Origin of the sequence: Arthrobacter sp. ISL-95, assembly GCF_018613695.1 — a bacterium.
In the GTDB taxonomy this organism is placed as follows: Bacteria; Actinomycetota; Actinomycetes; order Actinomycetales; family Micrococcaceae; genus Arthrobacter.
On record NZ_JAGGPR010000001.1, the window covers coordinates 206,066 to 226,312 of the forward strand.

Below are 20,247 nucleotides of genomic sequence, written 5' to 3' on the forward strand. Positions count from 1 at the left end.
ATAAGGAACTTCCCAGAAACGGCAACTATGATTGCGGGGATCCAGCTGTTTGATGAAAGGTAAACCGAATAGTGCGACGTCGTGACGCCCGCCCGCAGGGCACCGGCACCGCTGGCCCCTCCGGGGCACGCCATGGCGAGGATACCGACGGTACCCCTCGCCATATGAAGGCGCCCAAAGGGCTGCCGCTTTGGTTGAAGATTGTTACCGGCGTAGTTTCCGTTGCGCTGGTTGCAGGCGTCGCCTTTGCCGCCTTTTGGTTTATCCGGCTGCAGACCAATATCACCAAGGCGCCGTTGAGCGCCGGGGAAACCCGTAATGCCGGTGACCCCCTGGCCGATGACAAGACAGACCGCTTGCAGATCCTGATCCTCGGTTCCGATACCCGTGACGGCAAAAACGCGGAATACGGCAGTACCGAAGATTCCACCGGTTATGGGCACTCCGATGTCATGATGCTGCTGGACATTTCGGCGGACAACAAACGCGTCAATGTCTTGAGTTTTCCGCGAGACCTGCTGGTGGACGTGCCGCAATGTACCGACCGCACCAACAACCAGACTTTCCCTGCCCGCAGTGGCGTCATGATCAATGAGGCCATGGCTGAAGCTGGAATTGGTTGTGCCGTGGACACGATCAACAAACTCACTGGCTTGGAAATCGATCACTTCATGATGGCGGACTTCAACGCTGTCAAGGAGCTCTCCCACGCTGTTGGCGGCGTGAACGTCTGCGTCAGCGATCCTGTCTTTGACCCCGATTCCCGGCTCCGCCTGGCCAAGGGTGATTCCCTGGTTGAAGGAGAACAGGCCCTTGCATTCCTCAGGACCAGGCACGCTTTCGGCGACGGAGGCGACCTCGGCCGGATCAAGGGCCAGCAAGCGTTCCTCTCGTCCCTTACGAGGAAGCTTAAAGACGAGGGAACTCTGGGCAACCCGCAGAGGCTGTTGCAGATAGCAGATGTGGTCACCCAGAATCTGACAGTGGACGAGGGACTGGCGTCAGTTCCTTCGCTGCTCACCATTGGTGGGCGACTCAAGGATATTGACGTTTCCAAGGTAGCTTTCGTGGCTGTGCCCACGCAGCAGGCAGCGGCTGACCTCAACCGGTTGGAACTCGTCGAGCCCCAGGCGTCACAGCTGTTTGCCGCACTTCGTGCGGATCTTGACCTCACAACGCCAGGTGCGACGTCTACACCTGCACCCAGCGAAAGCCCTGCCCCACAGCCGACGGCTACCACGCCGGCCCCGCCCGCTTACGACAAGGCGATTCAGCCGGTCGCTGTAGCCAACGGCAGCGGAGTTCCTACCAGGGCACAGGAACTCATGACCGTGCTCACCGGCAGCGGCTTTACCCAGGCGGTGTCCTACTTGGCCAACCCGGTGGATCAGACGGTGCTCTACTACGGCCCTGGGTTCGCGGACGTTGCTGCGGACATCGCTACACTTTTCGGTATCCCGGCCGCGCAGGTTCAGGAATCTCCGGGTGTAGCGGGGGTGCAGCTTTACGTGGGAACCGATTTCGGCACCGGAACTGCTTACGGAGCAGCCTCTGTGCCCTCCGACGTTGTCAACCAAACGGCCAACGATGCCGTGTGTCAACAGGTGAATCCCCTGTACATCGACCAGTAAGCGGAAACATCGACCAATATCTTAGCGTCGCCGCGAGATGTGTAAATTGTGAAGGCCGGGCCAGTCATCCAACTGGCCCGGCCTTCACGTTTTCAGGAACTACCAGATAGTGACGCGTTCCCTTGGTTCCAACCACATGCCGTCGGTTTCCCGCACATCGAACGCTTCGTGGAACGTGTCGAGGTTGCGGGCGATGGCGTTGGTTCGGAACTCGTTGGGGGAGTGGGGGTCGGTAGCGAGTCTTCGGATCGCTTCTTCGGTGCGGATCACTTGTCGCCAACCCGCGGCCCAGGACATGAAGAAGCGTTGGAACCCGGTAATTCCGTCAAGTACCTCTGGCTCGGCTCCGTTCAAGCTCAAGAGGTAAGCCTTGTACGCGATGGTCAGGCCTCCGAGGTCGCCGATGTTCTCACCCAAGGTCAGCTTGCCGTTGACTTTATGGTCCGGCGCTGCGTAAGGGGACAAGGCGTCGTACTGGGCAACCAATTTGGCCGTCAGGGCTTCGAAGGCCGTACGGTCATCCTCTGTCCACCAATTGCGAAGCGCGCCGCTGCCATCGAACTGGGATCCTTGGTCGTCGAAGCCATGGCCGATCTCGTGGCCGATCACCGCACCGATACCACCGTAGTTCACAGCGTCATCGGCATCCGCAGTGAAGAACGGAGGCTGAAGAATTGCCGCAGGGAAGACGATCTCGTTGAGCATTGGATGGTAGTAGGCGTTTACCGTCTGTGGGGTCATGAGCCACTTGGTCAGGTCAACCGGCTTCCCGATTTCATCCAGGTGCCGGTCCACATCCGCATCATGGGCACGCTCCACATTGCCCAGAAGATCCGTGGGGTCGATCTCCACGGCGGAGTAATCGATCCACTTCTCCGGGAACCCGATCTTTGGACGGAAGGCGTCCAGCTTCTTCAATGCCTCTTTCTTGGTTTCCTCGCCCATCCATCCCAAGGAGGAGATACTTTCCCGGTAAGCCTCGATCAGGTTTGAGACGAGTGTCTCCATCCTGGCCTTGTGTCCGGCAGGGAAATGCCGATCAACATAGATTTGACCCACTGCTTCACCCAGGGCTGCTTCGACCACTGCCACCCCGCGCTTCCACCGTTCTTTGTTTTGCGGCGTACCGCTGAGTGTTGTGCCGTAGAAGTCGAAGTTCGTGGAGACAAAGCCGGACGACAGATACGGTGCGGCCGAGCTGAGAACCCGGAGTGTCAGCCATTCTTTCCAGGCTTCCAGTGGCTCGGATTTCAGCAAGGCCGCAGCGCCCGTAAAGAAGTCCGGAGTGCTCACCACTATTTCACTCCGCTTTGCTGGTTCCACCCGTGCCGCCTGGAACCAAGTGTCCAGAAGGGGGAAGATCGCCACGGCTTCATCGGCAGTCTTGAGGTTGTAGGTCTTTTGGGGATCCCGCAGCGTTACGTTGTCCCAGTGGTGGGATGCCAGGGCGGTTTCAAGTGCGACGATGCGCCCTGAGGCAGCTTGCGCGTCCGGGATACCCGCGAGGTTGAACAACTTGGCAATGTAATCGCCGTACGCAGCCACAATGGCCGCGAACTTTTCCTCACGGTAGTAGGACTCGTCCGGCAAACCCAGGCCACCTTGTCCGATGTACAGGAGAATACGTTCGGGGTTGCCGGCGTCGGGCGCGGGGTAGATCGAAAAGAGGCCGGAGACGTCCGAGCGGAACAAACGTCCCAAGAGGGCAGCCAGTTCTTCGGCAGAGCCCACCGCCCGTACCTCATCAAGGCGGCTTCGCACGGGGTCCATGCCTTTAGCTTCGGCCGCTTCTTCGTCCATGAAGCTGGCGTAAAGACCGCCGACTTTTTGTTCTATTCCGGTAGCCGACTGTCCCTTGGCGGCTGCTTCTTCGATGATGGCCTTGACGGCCAACTCGGCGCCATCCCGTAAAGCCGTAAAAGTACCTTCAAGCGGCCGGTCGTCCGGGATGGTTGTGCTGTTGAGCCACGCGCCGTTGACGTGCTGATAGAGGTCGTCCTGGGGCCGGACGCTGTGATCGATGTTGGAAAGAGAGATCCCCGACTGTGGCACTGTGGCTCCTTGTGTGGACACTGCAGCCGGCGTTGCCACCGTCGCGGCGTCTGCATAGTGGACGTTGCATGAGGTGTTGCACTGTCATCATACGCATCGTGTTACTGTGAATTTGTGCGTGCGGCGATGCTTCTTCTTAGCTGCCGCGGCGAGGCCTGAAAGCTATTTGAAGCTGGGCCATCCTCGCCGCGGAGTTCCGTGGTGTCCGGCTAAGCTTTCACTTAGTTATTAGAGAAAAGGCCACACGTCATGCGTAATGCACAAAAGCCCTCCGGTATGCCGATTCACCGCTACCTGCCGTTCCAGGACCAGATTTCCGTCGAGGTTCCGGACCGCACCTGGCCGGACAAGGTCATCACCAAGGCTCCGCGTTGGTGCGCAGTTGATCTGCGAGACGGCAACCAGGCGCTGATCGATCCGATGAGTCCGGCCCGCAAGCTGAAGATGTTCCAGCTGCTCGTCAAGATGGGTTACAAGGAGATCGAGGTTGGGTTCCCCTCGGCCTCCCAGACCGACTTCGATTTCGTTCGCCAACTCATTGAGGGCGGCCACATTCCGGACGATGTCAGCATCCAGGTTCTGACCCAGGCGCGTGAGCATCTGATTGAACGCACCTACGAGTCTTTGGTGGGCGCCAAGCAGGCTATTGTGCACCTGTATAACTCCACCTCCGTACTGCAGCGTCGCGTTGTGTTCAACCAGGACGAGGACGGCATTCTGGACATTGCGCTGCAGGGTGCACGACTGTGCAAGAAGTATGAAGAGACCCTCACGGACACGCACATCACGTATGAATACTCGCCCGAGTCCTTCACAGGAACCGAGCTCGAGTACGCCGCCCGGGTGTGCAATGCCATTGCGGACGTCTTCGAGGCATCTGCTGACAAGCAGGTCATCATCAACCTGCCGGCCACCGTTGAAATGGCAACTCCCAACGTCTACGCCGACTCCATCGAGTGGATGCACCGAAACCTGCACCCTCGCGAGGGAATCATCATTTCCCTCCACCCTCACAATGACCGCGGAACAGGTGTAGCTGCTGCTGAACTTGGTTACCTGGCAGGTGCTGATCGCATTGAAGGCTGCCTGTTCGGCAACGGCGAACGTACCGGCAACGTGGACTTGGTAACGCTGGGCTTGAACATGTTCGTGCAGGGTGTAGACCCAATGATTGATTTCTCTGATATTGATGAAATCCGTCGCACCGTGGAATACTGCAACCAGTTGCCGGTTCCGGAGCGTTCACCCTATGGCGGTGACCTCGTCTTTACCGCCTTTTCCGGCTCACACCAGGATGCCATCAAGAAGGGCTTCGAAGCGTTGGAGAAGGACGCTGCTGCTGCCGGGAGATCGGTTGACGACTTTACCTGGCAGGTGCCGTACCTGCCCATCGATCCCAAGGATCTGGGCCGCAGCTATGAAGCCGTTATCCGGGTCAACTCGCAGTCCGGCAAGGGCGGCGTTGCGTACCTGCTGAAGAACGAGCACAACCTGGATCTGCCTCGCCGGGCCCAGATCGAGTTCTCCGGAGTCATCCAGCGTCGCACCGACGCCGTAGGCGGCGAGGTCAGTGGTGCCCAGTTGTGGCAAATCTTCCAGGACGAGTACTTGCCGTCTGACGAAGAGCAAGCCCAGTGGGGCCGCTACGGGTTGGGCAGCGTGAGCACCGAGACGGACGAATCCGGTGCAATGACCATGAATGCGAATCTAAGGATTGACGGCGTCGAAGTCCGCCGGACTGGCCACGGCAACGGTCCTATTGCCGCCCTGTTGGACATTTTGCACCACGACGGCGTTGATGTGCGGGTGCTGGATTACAGCGAGCACGCCCTGTCCGAAGGCGGCAGCGCAAGCGCGGCAGCATACGTTGAATGTGCTGTCGGAGAGCGCGTTTTGTGGGGTGTGGGAATTGATCCCAGCACCACCACGTCATCCCTCAAAGCCCTGATTTCGGCAGTCAACCGGGCCGTCCGGGACTCCCAGGCCTAAGCATGCGCCGTGTGGTGACGGGAAATACCGTCACCACACGGTCCGGCGAACACTGCCGGACCTTGGCATAGTGCGAAGATTAGTTGTGGCCAATCCGTCGTTTGCAGCTCGGTCCTATCGGGACGATGCCGTGGTGCTCCGCACCCACAAGTTGGGCGAGGCCGATCGAATCATTACGTTGCTGACCAAGCACCATGGCCAGGTTCGTGCTGTTGCCAAGGGCATCCGTAGGACCAGCAGCCGCTTCGGAGCCCGCCTGGAGCCTTTTATGGTGGCGGACCTGCAACTTGTCCAAGGCCGTACCCTGGACATTGTTACCCAGGCCGTGGCTAAGGGCGCGTATGGAAGCAGCATCGCCGCCGATTACGGGCGCTTTACCGTGGCCGCAGCCATGACGGAGACTGCCGAGAAGCTTACGGACGCAGATACTGAATCAGGGACCGCCCATTACAATCTGCTGGTTGGTGCGTTGGCTGCCCTGAGCCGTTCGGACCATCCGCCGGAACTCATTCTCGATTCTTACCTATTGCGGGCGTTGGCCACCGGTGGCTGGGCGCCGAGCTTCACCGATTGTGCACGTTGTGGGCGTCCTGGTCCTCACACAGCATTTGCCGCCCCCGTGGGCGGGATGGTGTGCAGCGACTGCAGGCCCCCGGGTTCTCCGGCTCCGGCGCCGGAGACTGTGGTACTGCTCGGTGCCTTGCTGACTGGTACCTGGAGCGTGGCCGATGCTTCAGACCCGCGGCACAGGCGGGAGGCAGCCGGCTTGGTGGCAAGCTACCTTCAATGGCATCTTGAACGGGCCTTGAAATCACTCAAACACGTGGAGCGAAGCTGACAGTGGTACTTGGAAAGAAAAGCAAAACGACCGTGGCAAGGACGTCTCCTGTAATTGCCCCTTACGGACATCCTTCCGGGGTTGTGCCGCCGAGCATCCCCAGCGAGTTCATCCCTCAGCACGTGGCCATAGTCATGGATGGCAACGGGCGGTGGGCGAATCAGCGTGGCCTCCCGAGGATAGAGGGGCACAAAGCAGGGGAGCCCGCACTCCTGGATGTCATGGCCGGGGCAATTGAACTCGGAATCAAGTACGTCAGCGTTTATGCGTTCTCCACCGAGAACTGGCGCCGGTCGCCCGAGGAAGTTCGATTCCTCATGGGATTTAACAAGGATGTACTACGCCGCCAGCGCAACCAACTGGATGAGTGGGGCGTCCGCATCCGCTGGGCTGGGCGCCGCCCGCGGCTTTGGGGTTCGGTGATCAGGGAGTTGGAAGAGGCCGAGGACTATACCCGCGCCAATGACACCTGCACCTTGACCATGTGTGTTAATTACGGTGGCCGCGCAGAAATCGCCGACGCCGTTTCAGCAATCGCACACGACGTCGCCGCCGGCCGCTTGAAACCGGGATCGGTGTCAGAGAAGACAATCCAGAAGTATCTGGATGAGCCGGACCTCCCTGATGTGGATCTCTTTCTCCGCAGCTCGGGAGAGCAGCGGTTGTCCAACTTCCTGCTATGGCAATCGGCCTACGCGGAGTTCGTCTTTATGGACACCTTGTGGCCGGACGTGGACAGGCGGACCCTTTGGGACGCCGTCGAGATTTATGCGAAACGCGACCGTCGCTATGGCGGGGCCGTAGACGCAGCGCCCGCTACGAACTAACACGCCAGCCAAATAGCACGCGCTTGTTAAATCAGTAGGGATATGCCGCCAGCCACACGGCCACGTCACGGTATGCCTGTTGACGGACGGTGCGCCTTGAGAGGAATACGTCGTGCAGGGCGCCGGGGTAGCGGAACACCGCTGTCCGACGAGCGAGGCCGAGTGCCCTCCGTGAGGTTTCCTCGACGTCGATCACCGCATCGGCGCGCATAAGGTCCGCAGTCCATTCGGCTTGGATCCGCGTCCTACCGGACAGGAGCACCAACACGGGGGCGTCAATGTTGAGCTTGTGTTCTACTGCCGCGTGGCCCGCCAGAACTGCTTTTGTCCATCCGGCCCGGATGGGAAACGAAGCCCGCGGCCGCCACACGGGATCCAGGATCCATTCGCCATGTCCCTCATTGCTGACGCTTTCCCAGTACGCAGGCATTTCCGGGAATCTGAAGGGGCGCTTTGGATCGGTCCGGGCAAAAGGTTCCACCAGATGCATGGCGATGCTTCGGACCAGACTGCTTCCCTGGAGTTCAAGCCAGGGCGAATTCAGGACGAGTGTGCCCACCCTGCCGGGATTGCGGTCGGCCCATAGGGCCGCGATCAACCCGCCCAGGGAATGGGCGAGCAAGTGGATGGTGGGCGGGGTAGCGTTGCCGGTTCTTAGAGCAACGTCCCGTTCTATTTCACGTAAGGCCGCGGCGAGGTCTTCGTCGTAAACGCCGAGATCCGACGTGTATCCGGGCGTCTGTCCCGGCAACAGGCTGCGGCCGAACTTCCGCAGGTCCAGAGCATAGAAGTGAAAGCCCGAAGCCGTCAGGTACTCTGCCAGTTCGGTCTGCAGGAAGTAGTCCGCCCAGCCGTGCAAATAGAGAACTACTCTCGGAGCTCCACCGGGGTCAGCCGGTGTGCGGCGGCGTTTGCGTTTGGTAAAGGACCCCAGGAAGTCCAGCATGCTCTGCGGGGACGGGTGGGCCGCCGGCGGTGCATACCTGATGAGGGTCGCTTTGACCGGTCCCTCTTCATCGGCTTTCATGGGCAGGTCCATGCACTCGTAGCCGTGGCCCAGAACGTCGGGTTGCCACAGTGAAACCGACTCCTCCGTGGTGGTCATGTGTCTCCTTCCCGCCGATGCTCCGGCTTGTTGGTATCCATGAATCCTCTAACCCACCGGGCGAGCCGTGCGTAAGCGTCTTTCCGCACGGCAGGTGCCGAAAGAAAGACGTCGTGGAGGGCTCCATCAATGCGTTCCAAGGTAACCGTCCGCCCTAAAGCCATGGCCCGCAGGGCGATGACGCCCACATCCAGCACGGCATCCGAACGGCGCATCGACTCCCGCCACACCATGCCGTTTGCACTGGTGGTGGAGGTCAGCACAAGGACCGGCATTTCCAGCTTCAAACCCCGGGCCACCTGTGAATGGCCGGCGAAGACTGCACTTAGCCAGCCTGCGCGGACCGGGAACGCCAACGGAGGCCGATAGTTCTCATTTAGGGTCCATTCCCCTTCGGCGGTGCTGCTGATACTTCGGAAGTAGAAGCCGCGTTCCGGCAACCTCAAGACAGTTTCGGGGCGGAGCTTTGCAAGAGGGGACACCATGGCTTGCGCGGCGCGCCGCACCAGTGAACTGCCGTGCATCTCCAACCACGGGCTGTCCAGAATCAGGTATTGGACAAGCTCCGGATGACGGCTGGCCCATAGCGCGGCCACCAATCCTCCGGTTGAATGGCCCATCAGGGTCAGGCTCCCGCTGGGGGAGGCAGTACGATCTCCGTGAATAATGTGGATGGCATTTTCAATCTCGGCGTCGTAGTCGGTCAGGTTGGCTACATAGCCGCCCGGCATGTCAGCCTGGAGGCTTCGGCCGTGGTTGTGCATGTCCAGCGCGTAAAAGTCGTAGCCTTGGTCTGCCCAGAAACCGGCCAGCTCGGTGTTGAAGAAGTAGTCACTCCAACCGTGAAGGAAAAGTACGGCGCCGTAGCTCTTGGGCGGTGACTGGCCGTCGTCGTTGGACTGGCTCTCAGGCTGGACCCTGTGCCGGACCAAGGTGGCATGCCGGATCACGCCATCGAGGCCTGTGGCGTCAAGGCCGCAGGATTGGAAGTCGGTTCCCAATATGTCAGCGGTCCATTCCATGGCTTCAGCTTAGACACTGGCGGCTGCGTGCCGGCCCGCAGCCCTGCCGGTGAAGAGGCAACCTCCCAGGAATGTCCCTTCCAACGCCCGGTACCCGTGGATACCTCCGCCTCCAAAGCCGGCTGCTTCACCGCCAGCATAGAGGCCCGGGACGGCCACGCCATTGCCATCCAGCACCCGTGAGTGCAGATCCGTGGCGATTCCGCCCAAGCTCTTCCTCGTCAACACGGAAAGGCGGATGGCCATCAGGGGTCCATGATCCGGGTCGGTCAACCGGTGCGGGGGAGCCACCCGCATGAGCTTGTCCGTAGCGAATCGACGCGCCGCCCTGATGGCGGCCAGTTGGGGGTCCTTGCCCAGGCCACTGGCAACCTGGCTGTCCCGTGCACGTATCACTGCCTCAAGTACAGAGGCTTCAATCAAGGAGGTTCCGGCGAGCTGGTTCATGCGCACTGCAAGACCTGCAGGCGTTGACGCCTGGAGAAAGTCAACCCCCCTATCCATGAAACGTTGTATGGGCGCGTCCGCTGTGGGCCGAAGTCGTGATGCGAGCAGCCCTACATCCTTACCCGTAAGATCCGGGTTCTGCTCGGACCCGGAAAGGGCCAGTTCCTTCAGGGCAATGGTGCGGTTGAGGACAAACCACGAGTACCCGTGTCCCGTCCCCACGATGTGCCGAAGTGCTCCCTGCGAGTCAAAGCCCGGGAAGAGCGGGGCGGGCAGCTGTCGGCCTTCCGCGTCCAGCCAAAGCGAGGAAGGCCCGGGCAGGATCCGGATGCCGTGGTTGGGCCACACGGGATCGTAGTTGTGGATTCCTTCGGGGTAGTGCCACATCCGGCCGCCGTTGATCAGGGAAGCGCCGGCTGACTCTACGGCGGATAGGAATTCGCCGTCAACTGACGCCGGTACTCCGCTGAGCATATAGTCGGGTGCAGTGTTCCCCGGCCATTGTCTGCGCACTGTTGCGTGGTTACCACCGATGCCGCCGGTGGTCACCACCACTGCGTCTGCCCTTGCCTCAAAGCTCCCGACGGCGGTGCGCCCGGACGCCTGGCCCCTCACCGCCGTCGAGCCTTCCAGTATCTCGCCTGAAATACCGGTGACATTGCCCGCAGTTGTGGTCAAAGACGATGCCCGGTGCCTGAAGTAGAGGCTGACCCTGCCGGAACCGATGCCTTCGCGCACCTTGGCGAGGAACGGTTCCACAAGCGCAGGACCGGTTCCCCACGTGACGTGAAATCGGGGCACGGTGTTGCCGTGGCCTTGCGGTCCATAGCCACCGCGTTCAGCCCATTGCACCAGAGGAAAGATGCCAACGCCCAGGCTCCGCAGCCATGCCCGCTTTTCGCCCGCGGCGAAGTGGACATAGGCCTCCGCCCACTCCCGGGCATTGTGATCCCACGATCGATCAAATGCTGCCGAAGCGAGCCAATCGGACAGGGCGAGCTCAGCGTTGTCCTTCACGCCCAATCGCCGTTGTTCCGGCGTGTTGACCATAAAAAGGCCGCCGAAGGACCAGTGGGCCTGACCGCCAACAGATGCCTCCGGCTCTTGGTCCAGGACAGCCACCGTCTTGCCCGCGGCGTACGCTGTGGCTGCGGCAACAAGTCCGGACAAGCCCGCACCGATCACCAGGATGTCGGCAGTGATCTTGTGGTTCCCATGATCTGCGTCACGATTTTCCAGCGGCATGCCTACATGCTAGCGGCAGGACAGGTCACGGGTTTGGTGAGTGGTGAGTAAGCGGGAAAACTAGGACCATGCGTGTTTACCCCACATTCTTCAAGTTGGCCTTCTCCTGGATGGATGCCGAGAAGGCCCACAAGATCGGCTTCCAAGGAATCCGGGCTGCTCACAGTTCCGGCGTCGGGAGGATTCTTGCCAGGATCACCACCCCTGACGCTTCCCTTCGCACAGAGGCGCTGGGGCTTACGTTTCCCTCCCCGTTCGGCCTGGCGGCAGGCTTCGATAAGGAGGGCCACGGCATCGAAGCCTTGTCCGAGCTTGGCTTCGGGCACATAGAAGTGGGGACTATCACCGGCCAGGCACAGCCTGGCAATGAAAAGCCGCGTCTGTTCCGCTTGATTGAGGACAAAGCGGTCATCAACCGCATGGGATTCAACAACGACGGGGCCGCAGCAGTGGCGCCAAGACTCAAGTCAGCACGGGCTGCTTTGCGGCGGCGGCACCCGGACGTGCGGCCGATTATCGGAGTCAACATCGGCAAAACCAAGCTGGTTGAGCTCGACGACGCTACCGAGGATTACCTGATGAGTGCCCGTAGCCTGGCGCCTGCGGCTGACTATCTGGTGGTCAACGTGAGCTCTCCCAATACCCCGGGGCTGCGATTGCTGCAGAACGTGGAAACTCTTCGTCCCCTCCTGCGGGCTGTTGGCGACGCTGCCGACGAAGCCGCCGGACGGCACATCCCCCTGCTGGTCAAGATTGCTCCTGACCTCTCAGATGAGGATATCGACGACGTCGCCCGGCTTGCGCTGGACCTGAGACTTGACGGAATCATAGCCACCAACACCACCGTTTCCCGCGACGGGCTCCTCTCAAACGCCGCGAAAGTAGAGTCTCTTGGCGCTGGCGGCTTGTCGGGCGCGCCCCTCAAGCAGCGATCCTTGGACGTGTTGCGCAGGCTCAAGGGCTCGGTAGGGGACCAGCTTGTACTCATTGCGGTGGGTGGTGTTGCCACCCCGAAGGATGTTCAGGACCGCCTGGACGCCGGGGCAACGTTGGTGCAGGGCTACACAGCTTTCCTCTACGAGGGCCCTTTCTGGGCTTCGCGGATCAATAAGGGCCTTGTGAAACTTCGTCGGCGGGCAGCCCGCTGAGGGTGGCCGGATGAGTGGTGCCCCTTTTCGGAACAGCCCGGAACAGAGAAGACCCCGGACCATTGGTCCGGGGTCTTCTTGATTCTTCAGTGTGTGAAGCCTAAGCGGGGTACTGTCCGCGCTTTACCTGAGGCTTGGGAAGGCGGAGCTTGCGGAACTGAAGGGCGCGCATGCAGCCGTACCAGATTGAGCCGCGCTCCACTTCGCCGAATTTCTCCGTAAGGCGCTTCCGAAGTTTGCGGGAGAGGATGAAGACGTCCACGAAGACGGCAAGGAACATGATCCAGAAGCCAATAAGGACGTAGCTGATGCCTGCGCTGGTGGGCGGAATGATCAACGAGACCACCACGAACAGCAATGCTCCGAACATGAGGTATTCACCCAGGCTGAACCGTGCGTCGACGTAGTCACGCGTGTACCGCTTCTGGGGACCCTTGTCCCGGAGGGGAAGGAACTTCTCATCTCCAGTATCCAAGGCCTGCCGCATTTTCTGCCGCTGATCTTGGATGGCCACCCTTTCCGCTGCCTTTGAGGCCTTACGGTCGGTGGGAACCAACGGGCGCTTGCGGGCCGCTTCCTGGTCCTTCCGCTTGGGCGTTGGTGCGCCCTTTCCTGCACCGGACTCCGGTGCGATGGCGTAGGCCTGATCTACTACTGATTGAGCGCTGGGCTCTTCCTTTTTGCGTCCGAACACCCATACAGAATACCCCTCAAGAAGGTGGTGCACGTTACGTGTCCGGTTGCCGGCGCCCTTTGACTTGCGTGAAGCCCGCTGTTCCGGCTGTGCCTGCATCGGAGGGAGAATCCCCGGCGGTAAAGTGTGGCCCATGACTTCAGCACATGCGGAGATCCCGCAGAACAAGCAAGGACACTCCGGCTCCACCCCCGTCGAGGCACTGACCACGGCGGTCAACGAATCCTTTGAGGCCACTCTCGCGTCACTGGAAGACCTGGTGGCTATTCCCGGGATTGCGTGGGCAAGCTTCGATCCGAAGGAACTGGATCGAAGTGCCGACGCCGTTGCCGCCTTAGTTAAGGAAGCCGGCATGGAGGACGTCCGGATTCTTCGCTGCGACAAGGCCGACGGAACGCCCGGTGGTCCTGCCGTCGTCGCGCGCCGACCTGCCGCCGAGGGCAAACCGACCATCCTGCTCTACGCGCACCATGACGTTCAGCCCCCCGGGGACCGGAGCCTGTGGAACTCGGAACCCTTTGTCGCCGAAGAGCGGAATGGCCGGTTGTACGGCCGGGGTGCCGCCGACGACAAAGCCGGCATCATGGCCCACCTTGCCGCTTACAGTGCCGTGACCGAGGTCCTTGGGGAGGACTTCGGGCTTGGTGTGACCTTCTTCTTCGAAGGCGAGGAAGAAGCGGGGTCGCCGACTTTCCGGACCTTCCTTGAGGAGCATCAGGAACTTCTCCGGGCCGATGTAATCGTTGTTGCCGACTCCAGCAACTGGAAGGTGGGCGTGCCGGCCCTCACCACCAGCCTTCGTGGCCTGGTGGATGGAACTTTCGAAGTACACGTCCTGGAACATGCGGTTCATTCGGGCATGTTCGGGGGGCCTGTGCTCGATGCCCCTACCCTATTGTCACGGCTCATCGCCACCCTTCACGACGACGCCGGCAACGTGGCCGTGGCCGGCCTTGTTGGTCGGGACGACGTGGCGGTGGATCTCACCGAGGCGGATTACCGCGCCGATGCATCAGTGCTCGACGGCGTGAGGCTGGCCGGCAGCGGAACGATCGCCTCGCGTTTGTGGACCAAGCCTGCACTCTCCATCATTGGAATGGATGTCCCGGCCGTAGACGTCGCATCCAACACGCTTATACCGGCTGCCCGCGCAAAGTTCAGCATGAGGTTGGCGCCGGGCCAGGATCCTGAAGCCGCAATGGCTGCCCTGAAACAGCACATTGAGTCACATGCGCCTTTCGGTGCAAAGGTGACGTTTACTCCGGGGGAGAGGGGCAACGCCTTCTCCACGGATACAACTTCCGCCGCAGCCCGGGTTGCGCTGTGGGCGCTGGGGGAATCGTGGGGCGTCAAGCCGGTGGAAATGGGAATAGGCGGCTCCATTCCCTTCATTGCTGATCTCTTGGAAATGTATCCGGATGTCCAGATCCTGGTTACGGGAGTGGAGGATCCCGACTCACGCGCGCATAGCGCCAACGAATCCTTGCACATCGGAGACTTCCGGCACGCGGTCCTGGCCGAGTCCCTGATGCTGGCCCGGCTCAACACCGACGGCTTGGCCGGGTAAACTCCCACGGCGCGCCGGGAACAACCCAATGCTGTCTGTGGTTACGTCAGGAGTTACAGCTAAGCGTCTGCGCGACGTAGCATTAGCTATAACCCGTACGTAATTGGGTAAGGGCAGGCAGCGTTCCGGCGCCGCCGCCAAGAGCTTCATAAGAAGGTAGGCCAATGAGCACTGCAACCAACGAAAACAGCACCGGAGCACAGCTCGTCACCAACGACGACGAACTGGCCACGCACGAGGTCAATCTGACCGACGTCGCCGCAGGCAAGGTCCGCAGCCTCCTCGAGCAGGAAGGGCGCACAGACCTTCGACTGCGCGTTGCAGTCCAGCCTGGAGGATGCTCGGGCCTGATCTACCAGCTTTACTTCGATGAGCGCCTGCTCGACGGAGATGCTGTGCGCGACTACGACGGCGTTGAGGTCGTAGTCGACAAGATGAGTGTTCCTTACCTCAGCGGCGCAAGCATCGACTTCGAAGACACCATTTCGAAGCAGGGCTTCACCATCGATAACCCGAACGCCGGCGGGTCTTGCGCCTGCGGCGATTCGTTCCACTGATGTGAGCCATCGCCGCATGTCGGCGCCCCTTCGAGCGAGTTTGAAATCGTTTGGAGCCACGGCGCTGACATGTGCGCGAAAACCGCGTGATAGCGGTAAGCTCTACATCGGGTAGTAAAACTTTTAGTGTGCCCGGTGAGCCTTCGGCCTGCCGGGAGACAGCAACAAGAGGAAGGGCCGTCTGTGAGTTCGCAGGACCGAACCGGCAGCCGACGCATAAAGATCACATCGATCACTGGCTTGGCACTAGCCGGCGCGTTGGTTTTAACCGGATGTTCACCAGAGGTAGAGAAGGGTTGGCTGCCTACAGAGCGCGGCACGACCAACCACACTGACCGGATCATGGACCTCTGGGTCAACTCATGGATCGCCGCCTTGGCAGTCGGTATCATCACGTGGGGCCTCTTGGTCTGGTGCATCATCGCTTACCGTCGCCGCAAGGGCACCACGGGTTTCCCCAAGCAGCTCAGCTACAACCTGCCGCTCGAGGTCTTCTACTTGACCATCCCGCTGTTCATGGTGCTGGTGTTCTTCTACTTCACTGACCAGGACCAGCGCGCGATTGATGACCGCTCCCAGCCTGCCGACGTCGTTGTTGACGTCCGTGGCAAGCAGTGGGCGTGGGACTTCAATTACAAGCAGGGCGAGGTCATCAATGAAGATCTCCACGAGGCCGGCGTTCAGGCCCACCTGACCGGCAATGAGGTCAACAAGGAACTGCTCCCCACCCTGTACTTGCCTGTCGGCAAGTCCGTGGATCTGGAGCTGAACTCCCGCGACGTCATCCACTCATTCTGGGTACCCGCCTTCCTTCAGAAGCGCGACATGATCCCGGGCAAAACGAACTACATCAGGTTCACCCCCACCAAGGAGGGCACCTTCGATGGCAAGTGTGCCGAACTCTGCGGTGAATACCACTCCGAAATGCTTTTCCGCGTCAAGGTTGTCTCCGAGTCTGAATTCCAGGCCCACATGGACAAGCTTCGCCAGGAAGGCAACACGGGCCTCCTCGGTGCGGAATATGACCGCAACCCGAACCTGAACGAATCCAAGTAAGGGAAGCGACGTGGCTACGTACACTCAATCCGCACCGGGGGTTCTCGAAGCTCCGGTAGTTCCTAAGTCCAAGGGGCGCATCGTCGTCAACTGGATCACCTCCACCGACCACAAGACCATCGGGTACATGTACCTGATTGCATCCTTCGTGTTCTTCTGCCTTGGTGGCGTCATGGCGCTGTTGATCCGCGCCGAACTGTTTGAACCCGGCATGCAGATCCTGCAGACCAAAGAGCAGTACAACCAGATGTTCACCATGCACGGCACTGTGATGCTGCTGATGTTCGCAACACCGCTTTTTGCCGGCTTCGCGAACGTCATCATGCCGTTGCAGATTGGCGCCCCCGACGTCGCCTTCCCGCGTCTGAATGCCCTGGCTTTCTGGTTCTTCCTCTTCGGTTCCACCATCGCCGTGTCCGGCTTCATCACCCCCCAGGGTGCTGCATCCTTCGGCTGGTTCGCTTATGCCCCGCTGTCCAACACGACGTTCAGCCCAGGTGTGGGTGGTGACCTCTGGGTCTTTGGCCTTGCGCTGTCCGGTTTCGGAACCATTCTTGGTGCGGTCAACTTCATCACCACCGTCATCTGCATGCGTGCACCGGGCATGACCATGTGGCGTATGCCGATCTTCACCTGGAACATTCTTGTTACGGCAATCCTGGTCCTCATGGCCTTCCCGCCACTGGCAGCTGCCCTCTTCGCACTCGGTGCCGACCGCCGCTTTGGCGCCCACATCTTCGACCCCGAGAACGGCGGTGCGGTCCTCTGGCAGCACCTGTTCTGGTTCTTCGGACACCCCGAGGTTTACATCATCGCCCTGCCGTTCTTCGGTATCGTGTCGGAGATCTTCCCGGTCTTCAGCCGCAAGCCGATCTTTGGCTACAAGGGCCTTGTCTACGCAACGATCGCCATTGCCGCCCTGTCCGTTACTGTGTGGGCCCACCACATGTACGTCACCGGATCTGTGCTGCTGCCGTTCTTCGCCTTCATGACCATGCTCATCGCAGTACCAACAGGCGTGAAGTTCTTCAACTGGATCGGTACCCTGTGGCAGGGGTCCATCACGTTTGAAACGCCCATGCTCTGGAGCATTGGCTTCCTGGTGACATTCCTCTTCGGTGGTCTGACCGGCATCATCCTGGCCTCGCCGCCGCTTGACTTCCACGTTTCCGACTCGTACTTCGTGGTGGCACACTTCCACTACGTGGTGTTCGGTACCGTTGTGTTTGCCATGTTCGCAGGATTCTACTTCTGGTGGCCCAAGTGGACAGGCAAGATGCTCAACGAGCGCCTTGGCAAGATCCACTTCTGGCTCCTGTTCCTCGGCTTCCACGGCACCTTCCTGATCCAGCACTGGTTGGGCGTTGAGGGTATGCCGCGTCGTTACGCCGACTACATGCCGCAGGATAACTTCACGTGGATGAACCAGTTCTCCACCATCTCCTCCTTTGTCCTGGGTGCTTCGCTCCTGCCGTTCTTCTGGAATGTCTACATCACCTGGCGCAGCAACAAGAAGGTGGAAGTGGATGACCCGTGGGGCTTCGGCGCTTCGCTCGAATGGGCAACGTCCTGCCCGCCGCCGCGCCACAACTTCACTTCCTTGCCCCGCATCCGCTCCGAGCGCCCGGCCCTGGACCTCCACCACCCGGAGTTGGCCCAGGTTCACACTGCCGAGGCTCCGTCACCCGCAGCAGCCGTTTTGGGTAATGCCGACCAAAGGGACGTCAGCAAATGAAAATTGAATCGTGGCTCTTCGGAGCCGGAGTCTTCTTCTTCGTCCCCGTAGCCATCGCCTATGGCTTCCTGACGGGATGGAACGAGTGGGTGGGTGTTCTGGGCATCCTCCTCGTCGGTGGCCTTGCAGGCATGATCGGTGCCTACCTCGGGTTCACGGGTAAGCGAATCGGGTTGCGGCCCGAGGATCGCCCCGACGCAGAGGTTCACGAAGGCGCCGGCGAGCAGGGGCACTTCAGCCCCTGGAGCTGGTGGCCCTTGGTTCTTGGCTTGGCTTGTGCCGGTGGATTCCTCGGCTTGGCGATCGGCTTCTGGGTGACCTACGTCGCCGGTGGCCTCGCACTAGTGGCGCTCGTGGGCTGGGTTTTCGAATACAGCCGTGGCGATCACGCCCACTGACTGACTGGTAACAACGATGGGCCCCACCTTTTGGTGGGGCCCATCGTCGTTAAGTCCGGCCTGACGGTTAGTTGCCCCGACAAGGCGCCCGCCGCCGCGGACACTCTGGAGGCAGCTCTAGCAGGGCTGGGTGCCCTCCAGGACAGCCGAAAGCTTCACGAGTGCAGAGTGGAGCGCCCGACAGGGTTTGCTCGTCACTGAGAGCCTCTGGGGCTACTTCCAGGACCACTACGCAACCGTGTTCGAAGTCCTCGGTCATGACTTCGAGTAAAGAGCGGGCGTCAACAGGCGCACGGTCGTGCTTGCGGATAGTTACGGGAAGACCTGTCTCAGTGACAGCACGAACGAATACCGCAGCCGCCCGGGCGTGCAAACCAATTTCGGCGGCAACGAAGGTCTTCTGCTCCGGCAACCCAGCTCCTCTGATACGCGACGGATTCCGTCTGAAAAATGTTCCGTACCAGCGTAGCCGCCGGGCCCGACCGCATTCCACCTCTGGTCGTGCTGGTCTAGACCTCCGGGCCGACTGATTTATCCTTGGAATATGACTCAATTGCTGGATGTCTGCCGTGGCTGAGGCAGCAAGCATAGCCGGTGAGATCGACCGAGCCAGTGGCACACCCATCTATGTTCAGCTCCGCGAGATCCTGCGAACCTTCATTGCCCAGTCCTGTCCACCCGGTTCCGCGCTCCCATCGGAACGGGATCTATCCGAACGGTTCGGACTGGCGCGAATGACCGTCCGCCAAGCCATTGACGCCTTGGTTGGCGAGGAAGTTATTGAGCGCGTTGTTGGCCTTGGAACCTTCGTCAGGAAACCAAAGCTGGATCTACAAGTGAAATTGACCTCCTATAGCGAGGAGATGCAGCGTCGCGGTATGGTGCCCGCCGCCAAGGTTCTGAGCTTTGAACAAATCGCCGCCAGCGCGTTCCTTGCCAGGGAACTGCAATTGGACGAAGGCACGCCTCTGGTACGGTTCCGGCGTCTGCTGCTGGCGGACAACGAACCCATGAGCGTGGATGAGAACTTCATTCCTGCGCATCGAGTGCCCGGTTTGCTCGATGAGGCACCTCCGACCTCGCTATACAACGTTCTGAGCGAACGGTTCGGCTTGGTTATGGAGTGGGGCGAGGACATGATTGAGGCCACTGCGGCGTCTCCCTCCACTGCCAGGCTTCTCAATGTTGACGTTGGTGCCCCGCTGCTCAAGATTCAACGCCATGCCTTCGTAGCCCGTGCAATGGTTGACTACTCTGTCTCTTACTACCGGGCTGACCGCTACAAGCTCTGGGTGCCGTTGCAGCGCCCCGGCATTCGCTCTACACGGAACTATTCCTCGGGGTACCGTACACAGTAGCCCTGCTGGGTTTTGAAAGTTCTGGAGGCCCGCGGGATTATCTGATGGCACACAGGAAGGGCCCGGTCCATAGCGGTTTCTAGGGGTCGTTGCAATGCCTGTTGGTTAGGTGGTTAGTAGTAAATCACGTAAACGCTCGGCTGGAGTTTTCCAGCCGAGCGTTTTGCGTGGACGGCCGTTGAGTTCCTGGGCGACGTGTTCGAGGTCTTCGGGGCCGAAGACGGACAGGTCGGTTCCTTTGGGGAAGTACTGGCGCAGCAGTCCGTTGGTGTTCTCGTTCGAGCCGCGCTGCCATGGGCTGGCGGGGTCGCAGAAATAGACCTGCATGTCGGTGGCGAGGGTGAAGGATTTGTGGCCAGCCATTTCCGCACCCTGGTCCCAGGTCAGGGATCCGCGCAGGTGCGCCGGCAGGGTGGCCATGGTTTTGATGAGGCCGTCCCGGACGGTTTCGGCGGTATGGTCGCCTGGGAGGTGTACGAGCATCACGTAGCGGGTGGTGCGTTCGACCAGGGTCGCGATCGCGGACTGGTTATTGGTTCCGGTGATGAGGTCGCCCTCCTTACGGTGTTGTTGTGGGT

At 60.5% G+C, this 20,247-nt stretch carries 18 protein-coding genes and 1 pseudogene; 12 read left to right on the forward strand and 7 right to left on the reverse strand.

Annotated features, from left to right (window positions below):
* The first annotated feature begins 71 nt into the window (after nucleotides 1–71).
* A complete protein-coding gene (locus J7I86_RS00985) occupies nucleotides 72–1,631 on the forward strand; it encodes an LCP family protein (RefSeq protein ID WP_214814927.1) in 1,560 nt (519 codons plus the stop codon).
* Between the two features lie 99 nt (nucleotides 1,632–1,730).
* Here the strand turns inward: J7I86_RS00985 and J7I86_RS00990 are convergent, their stop codons facing one another.
* Complete coding sequence (locus J7I86_RS00990; protein ID WP_214814928.1) at nucleotides 1,731–3,683, reverse strand: M13-type metalloendopeptidase; 1,953 nt, start codon at nucleotides 3,681–3,683, stop codon at nucleotides 1,731–1,733.
* A 249-nt stretch (nucleotides 3,684–3,932) separates the two neighbouring features.
* Here J7I86_RS00990 and leuA point away from each other — a divergent pair, with 249 nt between their 5' ends.
* From leuA to J7I86_RS01005, 3 genes are all read left to right on the forward strand, one after another.
* A complete protein-coding gene (gene leuA / locus J7I86_RS00995) occupies nucleotides 3,933–5,672 on the forward strand; it encodes a 2-isopropylmalate synthase (RefSeq protein WP_214814929.1) in 1,740 nt (579 codons plus the stop codon).
* Nucleotides 5,673–5,757: 85 nt separating this feature from the next.
* Nucleotides 5,758–6,510 carry a DNA repair protein RecO gene (recO, locus tag J7I86_RS01000; RefSeq protein ID WP_214814953.1) on the forward strand — a complete coding sequence of 251 codons (753 nt, stop codon included), beginning with the start codon at nucleotides 5,758–5,760 and terminating at the stop codon, nucleotides 6,508–6,510.
* A 2-nt stretch (nucleotides 6,511–6,512) separates the two neighbouring features.
* A complete protein-coding gene (locus tag J7I86_RS01005; protein ID WP_214814930.1) occupies nucleotides 6,513–7,337 on the forward strand; it encodes an isoprenyl transferase in 825 nt (274 codons plus the stop codon).
* Between the two features lie 31 nt (nucleotides 7,338–7,368).
* On the opposite strand, the gene J7I86_RS01010 is transcribed toward J7I86_RS01005, so the two are convergent.
* The 3 genes from J7I86_RS01010 to J7I86_RS01020 are packed head-to-tail and all read right to left on the reverse strand — an operon-like array spanning nucleotide 7,369 to nucleotide 11,156.
* On the reverse strand, nucleotides 7,369–8,442 hold the full coding sequence (locus J7I86_RS01010; protein ID WP_214814931.1) for an alpha/beta hydrolase: 1,074 nt from the start codon (nucleotides 8,440–8,442) through the stop codon (nucleotides 7,369–7,371).
* A complete protein-coding gene (locus J7I86_RS01015; RefSeq protein WP_214814932.1) occupies nucleotides 8,439–9,464 on the reverse strand; it encodes an alpha/beta hydrolase in 1,026 nt (341 codons plus the stop codon). The genes J7I86_RS01010 and J7I86_RS01015 overlap by 4 nt, the downstream gene beginning before the upstream one ends.
* A gap of 9 nt (nucleotides 9,465–9,473) precedes the next feature.
* Nucleotides 9,474–11,156 (reverse strand): FAD-binding dehydrogenase, encoded by a 1,683-nt coding sequence (locus J7I86_RS01020; RefSeq protein ID WP_214814933.1) that lies wholly within the window; start codon nucleotides 11,154–11,156, stop codon nucleotides 9,474–9,476.
* 68 nt (nucleotides 11,157–11,224) lie between these two features.
* On the opposite strand from J7I86_RS01020, the gene J7I86_RS01025 reads away from it, so the two are divergent.
* Complete coding sequence (locus J7I86_RS01025; RefSeq protein WP_214814934.1) at nucleotides 11,225–12,304, forward strand: quinone-dependent dihydroorotate dehydrogenase; 1,080 nt, start codon at nucleotides 11,225–11,227, stop codon at nucleotides 12,302–12,304.
* Nucleotides 12,305–12,404: 100 nt separating this feature from the next.
* Here the strand turns inward: J7I86_RS01025 and J7I86_RS01030 are convergent, their stop codons facing one another.
* Complete coding sequence (locus J7I86_RS01030) at nucleotides 12,405–12,998, reverse strand: DUF3043 domain-containing protein (protein ID WP_214814935.1); 594 nt, start codon at nucleotides 12,996–12,998, stop codon at nucleotides 12,405–12,407.
* Nucleotides 12,999–13,131: 133 nt separating this feature from the next.
* Here J7I86_RS01030 and J7I86_RS01035 point away from each other — a divergent pair, with 133 nt between their 5' ends.
* From J7I86_RS01035 to J7I86_RS23220, 6 genes are all read left to right on the forward strand, one after another.
* Nucleotides 13,132–14,565, forward strand: a complete 1,434-nt coding sequence (locus tag J7I86_RS01035) for a dipeptidase (protein WP_214814936.1) — start codon at nucleotides 13,132–13,134, stop codon at nucleotides 14,563–14,565.
* A 164-nt stretch (nucleotides 14,566–14,729) separates the two neighbouring features.
* Nucleotides 14,730–15,122: an iron-sulfur cluster assembly accessory protein gene (locus tag J7I86_RS01040; protein ID WP_011774901.1), complete on the forward strand. Its 393-nt coding sequence runs from the start codon at nucleotides 14,730–14,732 to the stop codon at nucleotides 15,120–15,122.
* Between the two features lie 183 nt (nucleotides 15,123–15,305).
* Nucleotides 15,306–16,178: a cytochrome c oxidase subunit II gene (gene coxB / locus J7I86_RS01045; RefSeq protein WP_214814937.1), complete on the forward strand. Its 873-nt coding sequence runs from the start codon at nucleotides 15,306–15,308 to the stop codon at nucleotides 16,176–16,178.
* A gap of 10 nt (nucleotides 16,179–16,188) precedes the next feature.
* Complete coding sequence (gene ctaD / locus J7I86_RS01050) at nucleotides 16,189–17,913, forward strand: cytochrome c oxidase subunit I (protein WP_214814938.1); 1,725 nt, start codon at nucleotides 16,189–16,191, stop codon at nucleotides 17,911–17,913.
* Nucleotides 17,910–18,311: a cytochrome c oxidase subunit 4 gene (locus J7I86_RS01055; protein ID WP_214814939.1), complete on the forward strand. Its 402-nt coding sequence runs from the start codon at nucleotides 17,910–17,912 to the stop codon at nucleotides 18,309–18,311. Before ctaD ends, J7I86_RS01055 begins: the two co-directional genes overlap by 4 nt.
* A gap of 130 nt (nucleotides 18,312–18,441) precedes the next feature.
* Complete coding sequence (locus J7I86_RS23220) at nucleotides 18,442–18,582, forward strand: hypothetical protein (RefSeq protein WP_396019840.1); 141 nt, start codon at nucleotides 18,442–18,444, stop codon at nucleotides 18,580–18,582.
* Here J7I86_RS23220 and J7I86_RS23225 read toward each other — a convergent pair.
* Nucleotides 18,583–18,936 (reverse strand): annotated as a pseudogene (locus J7I86_RS23225) (HPr family phosphocarrier protein); the annotation flags it as partial.
* On the opposite strand from J7I86_RS23225, the gene J7I86_RS01065 reads away from it, so the two are divergent.
* Entirely contained in the window at nucleotides 18,872–19,669 is a 798-nt protein-coding gene (locus J7I86_RS01065) for a GntR family transcriptional regulator (RefSeq protein ID WP_214814940.1), read from the forward strand. The pseudogene J7I86_RS23225 and the gene J7I86_RS01065 sit on opposite strands and share 65 nt — an antisense overlap.
* A gap of 105 nt (nucleotides 19,670–19,774) precedes the next feature.
* Here J7I86_RS01065 and J7I86_RS01070 read toward each other — a convergent pair.
* Nucleotides 19,775–20,247 (reverse strand): IS30 family transposase (locus tag J7I86_RS01070; RefSeq protein ID WP_214814941.1); only part of this gene is annotated, 473 nt, incomplete at its 5' end.

What these genes read in the sequence shown, in the direction of transcription:
- leuA (WP_214814929.1), top strand. Translation starts at nt 3,933, where the DNA reads ATGCGTAATGCACAAAAGCCCTCCGGTATGCCGATTCACCGCTACCTG.
- J7I86_RS01010 (WP_214814931.1), bottom strand. Translation starts at nt 8,442, where the DNA reads ATGACCACCACGGAGGAGTCGGTTTCACTGTGGCAACCCGACGTTCTG.
- J7I86_RS01015 (WP_214814932.1), bottom strand. Translation starts at nt 9,464, where the DNA reads ATGGAATGGACCGCTGACATATTGGGAACCGACTTCCAATCCTGCGGC.
- J7I86_RS01020 (WP_214814933.1), bottom strand. Translation starts at nt 11,156, where the DNA reads ATGCCGCTGGAAAATCGTGACGCAGATCATGGGAACCACAAGATCACT.
- J7I86_RS01025 (WP_214814934.1), top strand. Translation starts at nt 11,225, where the DNA reads ATGCGTGTTTACCCCACATTCTTCAAGTTGGCCTTCTCCTGGATGGAT.
- J7I86_RS01035 (WP_214814936.1), top strand. Translation starts at nt 13,132, where the DNA reads ATGACTTCAGCACATGCGGAGATCCCGCAGAACAAGCAAGGACACTCC.
- J7I86_RS01040 (WP_011774901.1), top strand. Translation starts at nt 14,730, where the DNA reads ATGAGCACTGCAACCAACGAAAACAGCACCGGAGCACAGCTCGTCACC.
- J7I86_RS01055 (WP_214814939.1), top strand. Translation starts at nt 17,910, where the DNA reads ATGAAAATTGAATCGTGGCTCTTCGGAGCCGGAGTCTTCTTCTTCGTC.
- J7I86_RS01065 (WP_214814940.1), top strand. Translation starts at nt 18,872, where the DNA reads ATGTCTGCCGTGGCTGAGGCAGCAAGCATAGCCGGTGAGATCGACCGA.